Consider the following 14,164-nt stretch of genomic DNA (forward strand, 5'->3'; position numbering starts at 1 on the left):
CATTTTATTGTACTGTTTAGTATTACTTAGCGGGCAACTTTATGCAGCCCCAATAGCGAGTCGTCAGGGATGTGATATCGGTAAGCCGCTGACGATACACAGTATTGCGAACAGTTACAGTGAAGACTTCTTACTCCCCCCGCCCACTGACACCCGCCAAACGAACCACCGTACAGTAAAAGTGGGCGTAGTTATTGATGCCAATACCCCTTTTATTGTTAATCGCGATGATAATTCCATTGAAGGTATTGTTGCGGATTATCTGAAAATCATCAGTGATGCCAGCCAACTCTCTTTTCAGATGATTGGTTATTGTGATTATGGTTTGGTATTGAATGCATTGGAAAATGGCCAGGTTGATTTAATGGCCGGCACCCCGATGCCCGCTCAGCCAGGGCTCATTGCTTCCCATGCATTTTTCACTAACCGGCATGTGGAAGTTCGCAGTAAGAATTGGGACCCCACTAAACGCACCCATCCGGAAACCGTGGCCATCGTGAATAACGAACCCCTCTCTCCGGAGTTTTTATTTAACTATCATGCTGATAAAACTGCCGTATATCCTAACCAGTTACAAGGGTTGCTGGCGGTTGCCTATGGTAATGCCGATGTATTTGTCACCAATGCCACATCAGCCAACTATTTGATTGACCAATTACAACTGCTGACACTGCAAATTCGTAACTTTGCCCCTTATCATTCAGCCCTTACACCTTTCTGGCACTGGAAAAAAATCAAAAACTGATTAATGACATTAATCAGATTCAAGAGTTACTGCCCAGCCGTGCAACCGGTGAGATCCAACAGCGCTGGTTTGGTGGCAAACATCATTACAATATTGATGCAAAATTACTTTTGACGGAACAAGAAGTTAACTGGATTCAACATCATCCTGTGGTGACCTATGTTGCACCACAGGATCTGGCTCCATTGGTTTTTCGTGATCGCCAAACGGGTAAAATAGCCGGTTTTTCTGTCGATTTGATTGATATTATTTCACGCCAAACTGGGATTAAATTTGAGCCAATTTACGCCCAAGATACCGGTGAAGGTATGCGTAATTTTGTTGACGGAAAAATAGATATGCTACCGATTGTCGCGGTACGCAATGGCCAATACGGCAGTAACCTTTACTCCTCCCCCGTCGCCCAATCCTTGTGGGGCATATTGACGCGAGAAGATCGCAACGATATCAACAACGTAGTAGATTTAGCAGGAAAGCGAGTCGGTATACCTGCGGGTAGTACCTCCAGTGGAACCATTAGTAACCCTCTTTTGGCCCAAAAAATCACCTTTGTAGAGGCACCCGACACCATAACGTTGGTAAGTTGGTTACAACAAGGGAAAGTAGACGCGATTATCAAGATAATGATGACCGCTAACTATCTGTCAGCACAGAACTTTACTCCTAATATTAAAATAGTCGCCGTCACTGGAGAAGAGCCATTGATGATGACATTTGCCATCAGTCCGGCACTACCTGAATTAAAAACTATCATTGATAAGGTCATTGAATCTATCCCACCGGAAGAATTAGACAATCTGATCAGTGAATGGAGTACATTCAAACCCAAACCGACCTCTTTCGATGAGAATTATTTAGAAAATGAATGGTTGATACCGGCGCTGAAAATAATCTCTGGCCTACTGCTGGTTTTCGGCTTGTATCTTTGTTATCTGGTGTTCAATAAACGCCGCCAGGCCAAGTTGTTACAGGCTCGTTTGCGGCAACAAGAAACCATTATTAATGCCCTACCTTTTGCCGTTTTTATTCGCACCACAAATGATGAGTTAGCTGTTTATAACAGCCACTTTGCCAATGCCCATCAAGATAAACTGAACGACATGCTCAATCAAAATACTGAGCAAGCCCAATGGCCAATGACCAACCCACTTAATCGCGAGATAGATAAGTATTGTCGTTATGTCTTACAAGACAGACTGCCCCAAATGGTGGATTTATCTATTGAAATAAACGGTGAGTTGCGTGATATCTTCCTGTGGATTATTCCGCTGGATAATGCGGAGCGCAGCCTACTCGGTGGCTGGCTGGATATCAGTCAACGCAAAACCGTTGAACGGCAACTCGAAGCAGCCCGTGTCGAAGCCGAAAGTGCCAACCGCACCAAGAGTACTTTCCTGGCGACCATTAGCCATGAACTGCGCACGCCAATGTACGTCATTATGGGGTTGTTAGAGCTGGAACTACGCAGTGACCAGCCGGTGGATAAAAACACGCTGGCGACAGTGTCTAATTCTGCTCAATCTTTGATGCTATTGCTCGATGACATTATCGACTCCGCCAAAATAGAAGCCGGACAACTGAGTGTTCACCCTGCCGAGGTGGATTTCCGTCAGGAAATAGGGCGGATGCTATTGATTTATCAACCTATTGCTGATGAACGCCATCTTAAACTCTCTCGTTGGCTGGATGACCAAATCCCTGATTTGGTGATAGTGGATATGCTGCGTATGCGCCAGGTGATGGGTAATCTATTAGGTAATGCCCTGAAGTTTACCGAACAGGGCGGTGTGTCAGTGGATATCACGTGGGAAGCCACTGACGAAAAACAAGGCGTAATGAATATCGATATTACGGATACCGGTATTGGCATTTCTCCTGCGGCACAGGCCACATTATTCCAGCCATTCAGCCAAGCCAATGAGGGTAAATCACCGCGTTTCGGCGGTTCTGGTTTAGGGTTGTGGATCTGCCATCAATTGATTCACAAAATGGGTGGGGAAATAACATTAGAAAGTCAGCTGGGCAAAGGCACCAGTCTGTTTATTACATTACCGCTGGAAATTGCCACAGCCAGTGATTTGCCACCGGATTCAACCATTGTCGACGTAGATGCAACGCAACTGAGTCAGTTGAAAAACTTGCGTATTCTGGTAGTAGATGATTTACCCGCCAACCGTCAATTGCTTCAACAACAGTTAGTCTTTATCGGTATCGAGCAAGTCATGAGTGCCAAAAATGGCGCTGAAGCTTGGCAGATATTACAGCAGTATAGTTTTGATGCCGTCATCACCGATTACAATATGCCTTTGATGAATGGTTATGAACTGGCCGCCCATATCCGTAATAGTGCGACGATGAAAGATATGGTTATCATCGGTTGTACCGCAGATGCACGAGAAGAAAGTACCACCCTCTGCATTGAGGCCGGTATGAATGATTACATAGTGAAACCCGTGGCTATTGATACACTGCGCACCACCCTGCTTCGCCAGGAAATTATTAGCAATAATATGGATATTATTCATCATGACACCGTCATTGATGTCACCGCACAAGATAACGCATCTCAGGAAGTGGTAATTTCATCTGACAGTAAAAAACAATCCTCCTTTATGACGGCACAGAAAAAACTAAAATCACTCTCAAGAGGCAATAGCGAGGTGGAGTTGAAGTTATTGCAATCATTGCTGGAGAGTAATGTGCAAGATACTGCGGCGCTGACACAGCTGTATACCCGCCTGACTGTTGATATAGACAACACCATTTCTGCTGATATTTATAAAGAAATGGCGAGTCTGGTTCATCGAATTAAAGGCGGCGTACAACTGATTGATGCTCTGACATTGGTGGAAAGTTGTATTAAATTCGAATCTCTACTGCACGCACAGGATAAATACCCTGTGATTATACATGGCATTGACTACCTGATGTTATTGACCGTGACAAACCAATTATTAGTAGAATTAATTGCCTCATACGCTGAAATAGTGAGTTCACCACAATAGTGTGGTGACCTAATTCAAACAGGGCACTTGTTAGAGATATAACAAACAACACTAACGAAGAGAGAAAGCGGGAGATAGGCTTTGGCAGATCACAGGAGTCGAACCTGCCCGGGACCGCTGGCGGCCCCATCTGGATTTGAAGTCCAGCCGCCCCACCGGGGACGATGATCTTCCATCTGGAAGATGGGTAGTAAGCCGGTGATTATAGCGTGTTTATTATATGACGCTATTCATTCAATAGACATGGTGAATAAATCCCTCTCGCAAAGTGCGATGGTAAAATCATTATTAGCGGCTCAAAAACAGCTAATAGCTGACTTCGCCATATTTATCACGATGCTCTTTCGGGGTGATTGAATAACCTTTTTTGAAAACTGAATAGAAATATTGCAACGACGGATAACCACACATTTGTGAGATTTCATTGATGGGTAATGAAGTTGCAGACAACAAATTACGCGCCCTATCGAGTTTCTCCTCATGGATAACACCATGAATTGTCTGCCCAATATCATCTTTAAAGCGCTTTTCCAAATTTGATCGCGACATCCCTACAGCATCCAAAACTTGCTCGACCTTAATCCCTTTGCAAGCATGATGGCGGATATAATGCATCGCCTGAATCACCGCCGGATCGCGCAATGAGCGGAAATCCGTCGAGCGCCGCGCCATCACTTTGACCGGTGGCACCAAAATGCGCTGCAATGGCGGAGCTTCTTGTTGTTTCTGGCGCTGATTAAGGCGCTGATGCAGTAACTTAGCTGCCCGATAGCCCATCTGCCGTGTCCCCTGCACCACCGACGAAAGCGCCACCCGCGATAAATAGCGAGTGAGCTCTTCATTATCAATGCCAATCACACTCAATTTCTCCGGCACCGCAATATCCAGGTGCTCACATACTTGTAATAAATGCCGCGCCCGTGCATCTGTTACTGCAATAATCCCCGTCTGATGTGGCAGCGTTTGTACCCAGTCCGCCAGCCGATTTTGGGTATATTGCCAATTAGCTGGCGCGGTGGCCATTCCCTGATAAACCACCCCTTGATATTGCTCTGCCGCCACTAATTGCCGAAAAGCATATTCCCGCTCTTGCGCCCAGCGTTTATCACTGCTGGCCGGTAACCCGTAAAAAGCAAAACGGTTTAAACCCTTTTCTTTCAAATGCATAAACGCGGCTTCAACCAAGGCGGTATTATCGGTCGCAATATAATCCACTGGTGGATAATCTTCTTGTTGATGATAAGAGCCTCCAACGCCGATAATCGGTACATCAACATTTTCGAGCAATTGCTCTATCTGCCGATCATCAAAATCAGCAATAACACCGTCGCCCAACCAGTCCCGAATATTATCGATACGGCAGCGAAAATCCTCTTCGATAAAAATATCCCAATCACATTGTGATGCCTGCAAATATTCGCCGACACCTTCCACCACTTGCCGGTCGTACACTTTATTAGCGTTAAATAGCAAGGTTATCCGGTAGCGTTTCTCAAACATGGAAATGGCTCCTGAAATAGGTGGCAGATGGGCATAACAGACAGAGAGATCAATGCAGTATGGCATTGATCTCTCTGCAAAGATGGGATCAGACGCGGCGTTTTGTGGCGGAATCCATCCACACCGCCAGCAGCAAAATGGCGCCTTTGACAATGTACTGCCAGAAAGTCGGCACATCCAGCATGCTCATCCCATTGTCGAGAGAAGCCATGATAAATGCCCCCATAACCGCACCAGCAACACTGCCAATCCCGCCGGCAAGACTGGTACCACCAATGACACAAGCGGCAATCGCATCCAGTTCAGCAATATTACCGGCAGACGGTGAACCAGCTCCCAAACGGGAACTAAGAATCAAACCCGCTATCGCCACCATCAATCCATTAATGGCAAATACCGCCAGTTTGGTGCGCTCTACATTAATCCCAGACAAACGAGCCGCATCGATATTGCCGCCAATAGCATAGATCCGGCGGCCAAAAGCGGTACGAGTGGCCATAAAAATACCTGCTAGCATCAGCGCCGTGAGAATCAATACCGGCGTAGGGACCCCCCGATAATCATTCAGTAAATATATGGCACCAAGAACGATAATGGCGGTAATAGTTTGACGAGTAACATCCCCCTGCGGCGCGGCTACCGGTAAGCCCAGCCGAATACGGTGACTGCGCCGACGCCATTGCCAAACCACAAACAACATTAAACCAATGGCACCAATACCAAATCCGAAACCATTGGGCAGATAACTTTGGCCAATCTGCGACATAGCATTACTGGTCGGCGATACGGTAGTGCCGTTGGTAATCCCGATTAAAATGCCACGAAAAGCTAGCATCCCCGCCAAAGTAACAATAAATGACGGTACTTTGCGGTATGCCACCCACCAACCATTCCATGCGCCGAGTACCAACCCCAACCCAAGCGTGACCACGATAGTGAGTGGCAATGGCCAACCGAGCCACACATCAAAAATGGCCGCCGCACCGCCCAATAACCCCATCATCGAGCCAACCGATAAATCGATTTCTGCCGAAATAATGACAAAAACCATCCCCACCGCCAAAATGCCGGTGATCGCTGTTTGGCGCAGCAAATTCGAGATATTCCTGGCGCTAAGATAGGCTCCTTCGGTGGTGAAAGTGAAAAACAGCATAATAATGGCGATAGCCGCCAGCATAACAAAAACTTGAAAATTGACTGATTTGAGTCGGAATAACGGCTTTTTATCGCCATTTTCGGGGGTGTTCACTTCAGTTTGATTAGCTTGCGACATGGGTTTAACTCCTGAGTGCGGCTTCCATGACCTTTTCTTGCGTCAGATTATGGTTAATGAGATCGGCTTTGATGCGCCCTTGATGCATGACCAACACCCGATCGCTTAATCCCAAGACCTCCGGTAATTCAGAGGAAATCACAATGACCGCAATTCCCTGCTGGACCAATTGGTTGATAAGTTTATAAATCTCATATTTTGCGCCGATGTCTATACCGCGCGTCGGTTCATCGAGGATTAAAATCCGTGGGTTCAGCAGTAAGCACTTGGCCAAAATAGCTTTTTGCTGATTGCCCCCACTGAGGCGGGCAATCGCCAGCTCCGAAGAGGAGGTTTTCACCTTTAACCGGGCCAGTGATTGCACAATAGTTGATTGTTCTTTGGCGTCATCCAGCATGCTGAAAGAGCCGGTGAAATCATCGAGCGCAGCCAGTGTGATATTAGCCCCCACGCCCATAACCGGTATGATGCCGTCTTTCTTGCGATCTTCCGGCACCATGGCAATGCCGAGTTTCATCGCTTGCTGGCAATGATTGATAGTCACCGCTTTTCCATCAATAAATATTTCTCCCTGCCAGCGGCCTGGGTAAACACCAAACAAGCATTGCACTGTTTCTGTTCGGCCCGATCCTACCAGCCCGGCAATGCCCAATATCTCCCCGCGTTTCAAAGAGAAAGAGACGTCATCCACTCGGCGAATATGGCGGTTCACGGTGTGCCAGGCGCAGATATTTTCCACCCGCAGAATTTCCTCACCAATGTGGTGGGCTTCGTGTGGATAGAGCTCTTTAAGTTCGCGGCCCACCATCATGGCAATGATGTCATCTTCACTCATGGTCGCCGCAGGGCGAGTGCCGATATGGCGGCCATCGCGGATCACACAGATATGATCGGATATCGCTTTTACTTCGTTTAATTTGTGTGAGATATAAATACAAGCAATGCCGTGATTCCGTAGATCACGGATAATATCCAGCAAAATAGCCGTTTCACTTTCTGTCAAAGAAGCTGTCGGTTCATCCAATACCAGTAACCGCACTTGTTTATTCAGCGCTTTCGCAATCTCGACCAATTGTTGCTGCCCAAGCCCCAATTCCCCCACCGGCGTATTAGGGTCTACCACCAGTTTTACTTGTGCCAGCATCCGTTGACAGCGCAAATACATGGCGTCGTAATCCATAATGCCAAAACGCCCCCATTCAGAGCCAAGGAACATATTTTCCAGCACTGACATCTGCTTTACCAAGGCTAATTCCTGATGAATTATCGCAATACCTTTTTGTTCCGTTTCACGAATATTTTTAGCCTGAAGCGTTTCACCTGCAAAAATTATTTCCCCCTGATAAGAACCTGCGGGGTAAATACCACATAACACTTTCATTAGTGTGGATTTTCCAGAGCCATTCTCACCACACAACGATAATACTTGCCCGGCTTCCAGTGTCAGGCTGATATTATCTACCGCCTTAACGACGCCGAATTGCTTAGTAATATTTTTCATTTCTAGCAGGTAGGGCATAATTCCCTCCATATATCTTTTGCTCTTGAAGTTGCAGCATGGTTAGCTACAACCTCAATAATTTAAGATATATTAAGCATCGAAAAAATAATTAATAAATATCTGCTTTTTTGTGGAAACCATCGGCAATGATGGTACTGTCTATATTATTTTTATCTACTTGAATCGGTGTTAATAAATAAGCGGGAACATCTTTTATTCCGTTATTTAATTGACTATTTGCTTTCGGCTCTTCGCCTTTACCCAAAGACACGGCAATTTCTGCGGCATCATTGGCTAATTTCGTAATGGGTTTATATACGGTCATGGTTTGGGTACCCGCAACAATACGTTTTATTGCTGCTAAATCAGCATCCTGCCCCGAAATAGCCACCTTACCCGCCAGCCCTTGTGCCGCTAACGCCTGAATAGCGCCACCGGCGGTGGCATCATTAGACGCCACGACAGCATCAATTTTGTTATTGTTAGCTGTTAGAGCATTCTCCATGATTTTTAAAGCATTTTCCGGTAACCAGGCATCAACCCACTGATCACCAACAATTTTTATTTTACCGTCTTTTATCAATGGATTAAGTACAGTCATCTGCCCCAGGCGGAACAGTTTGGCATTATTATCGACCGGCGAGCCACCCATCAGGAAATAATTGCCCTGAGGAACCCGCTCAACCAGACTTTTAGCTTGTAGCTCACCCACTTTTTCATTATCAAAAGAGATATAAAAATCAATATCGGCATTATTTATCATACGGTCATAAGCTAATACCTTTATTCCCTCCCGTTTTGCTTCAGCGATCACATTACTTAATACTTGCCCGTTATAAGGAATAATAACCAGCACATCGACACCACGGTTAATCATATTTTCAATCTGTGACATTTGGGTTTCTTCATTGCCATTTGCCGATTGAACAAATACTTTAGCGCCGAGAGACTCAGCTTTGTTAACAAAAATATCGCGGTCTTTCTGCCAGCGTTCAAGACGAAGATCGTCTATCGCCATACCAATTTTAATTTCTTTACTGAATCCGGGCTGGCTAAACATTACCAGAGCGGCACATGCGGAGAGTAAAATGTTCTTAAATTTCATCTTTCAGTACCTTTCTTATTGTGCAAGCAGGGTAAGAGAAACGGTAAACATCAACTGCAATAGGGATTGTTGTCGCTTATTTGCACATCGGCAATTACAGATTTTCGTCCGCCAATTATGTTTTTTGGTTTAATGTTAATTTTATGATAACGATCATGTTTTCTTTCCTGTGAAATGCATAATTCCAGTCAGAGATGTTATCCGTATAATGAATATCAGAAAGTTTCTATAATTAATCGGGTATTTATGAGATCTACGCCACAATTAATAATTCTCTGAATTTAAGTGTGAAATAACGTAATTGTGAGAATAGCCAACAACTCCGAAGATAAAAGCTCATTAGCCCGATAATGCGGGTCAGCTTCCAAGGAGTATTGCATGCAATCTTATTTTAATGAATTAGAACAAGTGCGTTACGAAGGCAGCCAGAGCACTAACCCACTGGCATTTCATCACTACAATCCGGATGAAATTATCCTTGGTAAGCGAATGGCCGATCACCTGCGATTCGCCGCCTGCTACTGGCATACCTTCTGCTGGGGCGGGGCGGATATGTTTGGCAGCAACGCGTTTGAGCGCCCATGGCAGCAGTCGGGCGATGCTCTGACTCTGGCAAAACGCAAAGCCGATGTGGCTTTTGAATTCTTCCATAAACTGAATGTGCCTTATTACTGCTTCCACGATGTCGATGTTTCACCCGAAGGGGCATCATTAAAAGAATATCTGAATAATTTTGCCGTCATGACGGATGTATTGGCCGAGAAGCAAGAGAGTAGCGGCGTAAAATTATTATGGGGCACAGCTAACTGCTTCACCCACCCGCGCTACGGTGCAGGGGCGGCGACCAATCCAGATCCAGAAGTTTTTAGCTGGGCGGCGACCCAAGTCTTTACCGCCATGAATGCCACCCAAAAACTTGGCGGTGAGAACTATGTTTTGTGGGGCGGACGCGAAGGTTATGAAACGCTGTTAAATACCGATTTACGCCAAGAACGTGAGCAAATTGGCCGCTTTATGCAGATGGTGGTCGAACATAAACACAAAACCGGTTTCCAGGGCACATTATTAATCGAGCCAAAACCACAGGAACCGACTAAGCATCAGTATGATTATGATGTTGCTACTGTTTATGGCTTCCTCAAGCAGTTTGGGCTGGAAAAAGAGATTAAAGTTAATATTGAAGCCAACCATGCCACTTTAGCCGGGCACTCTTTCCATCATGAAATTGCCAGCGCAATTGCATTAGGTATTTTCGGCTCGGTGGATGCTAACCGTGGTGACCCACAATTAGGTTGGGATACTGACCAGTTCCCGAACAGTGTGGAAGAGAATGCGCTAGTGATGTTTGAAATCCTCAAAGCAGGGGGTTTTACTACCGGTGGATTGAATTTTGATGCCAAAGTACGCCGCCAAAGCACCGATAAATATGACCTGTTCTATGGCCATATCGGGGCGATGGACACCATGGCATTAGCATTGAAAATTGCAGCGAAAATGATTGAAGATGGTCAGTTAGATCAGCAGGTTGCGAAACGTTATGCCGGTTGGAATACCGAGTTGGGCCAGCAAATTTTGCAAGGCAAACTGTCACTGGAAGATTTGGCGTGCTATGCCGGTCAACATAATCTGAACCCACAGCATCACAGTGGGCATCAAGAGCAACTGGAAAATCTGGTTAACCGCTATATCTTTGGCTGATAACTTTTATTTATCTGATGCCTGCGCCGAATAGATGAAATTTTGTTGAAAAATAGCTGATAGGCGTTATTAGCGCAGGCAGTTTGGACCTGGCCAGCGCACAGAAACCGGAGCGTACACGCAAGTACGTGAGGATTTCGAGCACTGCTCAGGTTCAAAATGGCAAGTAAAATAGCCTATTAATATGAGGAACATATATGTACCTTGGCATCGATCTAGGCACCTCCGGCGTTAAAGCCATTCTCCTGGCCGAAAACGGGCAAGTCATTGCCAGCCAAGGTGCAGCGTTATCTGTCTCCCGCCTACATCCTTTATGGTCTGAGCAAAACCCCGCCGATTGGTGGCAAGCCGCTGATCAAGCAATGCAAACCTTAGCCGCAGACCATGATTTAAAACAAGTAAAAGCCCTCGGACTGACCGGCCAAATGCACGGTGCAACCTTGCTGGATAAACAGCATCGAGTGCTGCGCCCAGCCATTTTATGGAATGATGGCCGCAGTTTTGTCCAATGCCAGGCGCTGGAAAAAGCGGTAGCGGAATCCCGCCAAATTACCGGTAATCTTATGATGCCGGGCTTTACCGCACCGAAGCTAAAATGGCTGGCGGAGAATGAGCCAGATATATTTAAGCACATTGATAAGGTGTTGTTACCAAAAGATTATTTACGTTTTCTAATCAGTGGCGATTTTGCTAGTGATATGTCCGATGCCGCTGGAACAATGTGGCTCGATGTAGCAAAACGCGATTGGAGTGATGAAATGCTGGCGGCCTGCGGCCTAAATCGCCAGCACATGCCCGCCCTCTTAGAGGGTAGCCAGATTACCGGCCATGTCAGTGCGGATATTGCGCGCCGCTGGGGCCTCAACCCAGTTCCGGTAGTTGCTGGCGGAGGGGATAATGCCGCCGGTGCAATCGGGGTTGGCTTGTATCAAACCGGGCAGGCGATGTTGTCGCTAGGCACATCCGGCGTCTATTTTGCGGTCAGTGATGGCTTCTTGAGTAATCCGGCCAGTGCCGTGCACAGCTTTTGCCATGCTTTACCGAGTACCTGGCACCTGATGTCAGTAATGTTGAGCGCCGCATCATGTCTTGATTGGGCTTGCCAACTCACAGGAGCCGAGAGTGTCCCTGCGCTGATTGATGAAGTCGAAAATACGCCGCAAGCTGCCACGCCAGTGTGGTTTTTGCCCTATCTTTCTGGCGAACGAACTCCTCATAATAATCCGAATGCTAAAGGGGCTTTCTGGGGCTTTACCCATGAACATGGCCGGGCAGATTTAGCCCGTGCGGTATTGGAGGGAGTAGGATTTGCTTTAGCTGACGGAATGGATGCTCTGCATGCCAGCGGGTTACAACCCAAATCGGTCACCTTAATTGGTGGCGGAGCGCGAAGCCCATATTGGCGGCAAATGCTGGCAGATATTAGCGGCCAAACACTGGAGTATCGAACTGGCGGTGATGTCGGCCCTGCTTTAGGTGCCGCCCGATTAGCCCAAATTGCCCTCAATCCGGATATTCCATTAGCTGATTTATTACCTGCACTGCCACTGGAGCAAACACATTTGCCAGATGCACAGCGCCATCAGAATTATGCCGCTCGTCGTGTCACCTTTAAAAAGCTTTATCAGCAATTACTGCCATTATGTGAATAAGATAAATTGTGTAAATAAGCTAAAGTTCAGGTTATAACGCATAACAGGTTGTAGAGAGGATTATTTCTTTTCCACAGCCTGAATCTGGCAATGACCTATCGAGCAGTTAACATGGCGAATGATCATCTGGCCAAAATCATCCATATAGCCGATGCTATAATAGTCACCATTATATCCGGGAGTCTTAATGGACTCAGTGCTAAATGGCGCAATCATGACACTGTCAAAACCGGGGAAGTTACCGCGATTATCCCGATTTAAATGCCCTAGCGTGACGTAATATGGTGTAGGATTATGAATTTTAAGAGATTCTATTTTCTGGCTAAACTGTAATTTCTCCTGCCAGATAGCCTTATAATCCGCTTTAATCGCCTCTGGCCGATAAAATAGTTTTATTTTGCTTTGAATAGCTATTTGTACCGCATCAGTCATTTCACTCTTCGGCGGTATTTCCCGCACATTAAAATAGAACAAAGTTTCACGATCGGTGGCTAACTGCTTAACATCTGGTAGCGAGATAATGCGCACCAAAGTTTTCTGACCCGCATCAATCCGTTGTATCGGGGGTAATACAGACAATGGGCTATCTACTTTTTGCCCGGCTGTATTTTCCAACCAGGATTGCGCCAAATAAGGCGATGTCGCGCTTTTATTTTGCAAAACAATACTGGCTGATGTGTCGGTACTGTTGAAAATAATCCGTGTTCTATCCAGACTTATTGCCGCTTCACTCACTCCAGCACTAAACAAAAATGCTATTGCCACTAGGATGTTATTTAACTGATTATTTTTCTTTATCAACATCGCGTTATTAAGGTCTTGCATGGTTTATTCCATTCCAATGTATATCGTCTTATCGTGAATAACATTTTTCCTTAATCAGTGTTTTCGGCCAATAAACTGTTTTAATGAGTCTTTTTTCATTAACTTTTTAATCTACTTGGGGCGGAAGTAAAATCTGGTCCCTTTTATTCCCTATGATGGCCGGATTTGGCATTTCACTCAGCTCAAAACCCGCCAATAATGGAGCCATACCCCTACGGCGGAGGGCCGGAAATGACTAACAGCGCATTACTGATCATTGATGTTCAACAATCATTCGAACATAAGTCTTTTTGGCAGCAAGATGATTTACCCGCTTTCTCTGCGGCTCTGAACCAGCTGATTACAGGCTGTAAACAGCGGGGCGTTGCGCTAGTAGATGTCTTCCATGTTGCTCCTGAAGGCCCGTTTTCACTGGCTTCTGGCTATGTGAAACCCATGTCTCTGGTGTCCCATCAGGCGGATGTCACCGTGCAAAAACGGGTGCATAATGCGCTGACCGATTCCGGGCTGGATCAATGGCTGAAAGAGCGGCAAATAAATCACCTGATTATTGCGGGCATGCGCACTGAACAATGCTGTGAAACCACTGCGCGCGTGGCGTCGGATTTAGGTTATCAAGTCACTTTTGTCACGGATGCCACATTGACGTTCCCTATGACTCAACCTAATGGCATCGTCCTGAGCAGTGCTGAATTAAAATTACGCACCGAAACCGTGCTCATCGACCGGTTTGCTGCTGTTCGTACCGTCGCGGAAACATTGCATGCTCTGGATGAATCATGCAATAAATGATATCTAACCAGAGAGCCTTATGTCCCTATCGTCAAAAGGGGATATATCAACCGGTAACGGTGAATTAA

At 46.0% G+C, this 14,164-nt stretch carries 10 protein-coding genes and 1 tRNA gene; 5 read left to right on the forward strand and 6 right to left on the reverse strand.

Going from position 1 to position 14,164, the window contains the following annotated elements:
* Positions 1-7 precede the first annotated feature (7 nt).
* Together DX162_RS22920 and DX162_RS06380 are read left to right on the forward strand one after the other, a co-directional pair.
* The gene (locus DX162_RS22920; protein WP_408642840.1) at positions 8-745 is read left to right on the forward strand and encodes a type 2 periplasmic-binding domain-containing protein; all 738 of its coding nucleotides are present in this window, start codon (positions 8-10) and stop codon (positions 743-745) included.
* A gap of 110 nt (positions 746-855) precedes the next feature.
* Positions 856-3,750 carry an ATP-binding protein gene (locus DX162_RS06380; protein WP_408642839.1) on the forward strand — a complete coding sequence of 965 codons (2,895 nt, stop codon included), beginning with the start codon at positions 856-858 and terminating at the stop codon, positions 3,748-3,750.
* 82 nt (positions 3,751-3,832) lie between these two features.
* On the opposite strand, the gene DX162_RS22285 is transcribed toward DX162_RS06380, so the two are convergent.
* The 5 genes from DX162_RS22285 to xylF form a co-directional block, all read right to left on the reverse strand.
* Positions 3,833-3,924 (reverse strand) — tRNA-Sec (locus tag DX162_RS22285).
* 132 nt (positions 3,925-4,056) lie between these two features.
* Entirely contained in the window at positions 4,057-5,250 is a 1,194-nt protein-coding gene (gene xylR, locus DX162_RS06385) for a D-xylose utilization transcriptional activator XylR (RefSeq protein WP_004391157.1), read from the reverse strand.
* A gap of 88 nt (positions 5,251-5,338) precedes the next feature.
* Positions 5,339-6,523, reverse strand: coding sequence for a xylose ABC transporter permease XylH (gene xylH / locus DX162_RS06390; protein WP_004391156.1), 1,185 nt, complete (start codon positions 6,521-6,523; stop codon positions 5,339-5,341).
* 4 nt (positions 6,524-6,527) lie between these two features.
* Positions 6,528-8,042, reverse strand: a complete 1,515-nt coding sequence (locus tag DX162_RS06395; protein WP_032820087.1) for a xylose ABC transporter ATP-binding protein — start codon at positions 8,040-8,042, stop codon at positions 6,528-6,530.
* A 91-nt stretch (positions 8,043-8,133) separates the two neighbouring features.
* Complete coding sequence (gene xylF / locus DX162_RS06400; RefSeq protein ID WP_004391154.1) at positions 8,134-9,129, reverse strand: D-xylose ABC transporter substrate-binding protein; 996 nt, start codon at positions 9,127-9,129, stop codon at positions 8,134-8,136.
* A gap of 378 nt (positions 9,130-9,507) precedes the next feature.
* Between xylF and xylA the strand changes: the two genes are divergently transcribed.
* Together xylA and xylB are read left to right on the forward strand one after the other, a co-directional pair.
* A complete protein-coding gene (gene xylA / locus DX162_RS06405; protein ID WP_004391153.1) occupies positions 9,508-10,827 on the forward strand; it encodes a xylose isomerase in 1,320 nt (439 codons plus the stop codon).
* 197 nt (positions 10,828-11,024) lie between these two features.
* The gene (gene xylB, locus DX162_RS06410) at positions 11,025-12,479 is read left to right on the forward strand and encodes a xylulokinase (protein ID WP_004391152.1); all 1,455 of its coding nucleotides are present in this window, start codon (positions 11,025-11,027) and stop codon (positions 12,477-12,479) included.
* 60 nt (positions 12,480-12,539) lie between these two features.
* Here the strand turns inward: xylB and DX162_RS06415 are convergent, their stop codons facing one another.
* On the reverse strand, positions 12,540-13,304 hold the full coding sequence (locus DX162_RS06415; protein WP_004391151.1) for a fimbrial biogenesis chaperone: 765 nt from the start codon (positions 13,302-13,304) through the stop codon (positions 12,540-12,542).
* Positions 13,305-13,535: 231 nt separating this feature from the next.
* Here DX162_RS06415 and DX162_RS06420 point away from each other — a divergent pair, with 231 nt between their 5' ends.
* On the forward strand, positions 13,536-14,096 hold the full coding sequence (locus DX162_RS06420) for an isochorismatase family protein (RefSeq protein WP_032820085.1): 561 nt from the start codon (positions 13,536-13,538) through the stop codon (positions 14,094-14,096).
* Positions 14,097-14,164: the final 68 nt, after the last annotated feature.

Origin of the sequence: Yersinia kristensenii, assembly GCF_900460525.1 — a bacterium.
Lineage (GTDB): Bacteria > Pseudomonadota > Gammaproteobacteria > Enterobacterales > Enterobacteriaceae > Yersinia > Yersinia kristensenii.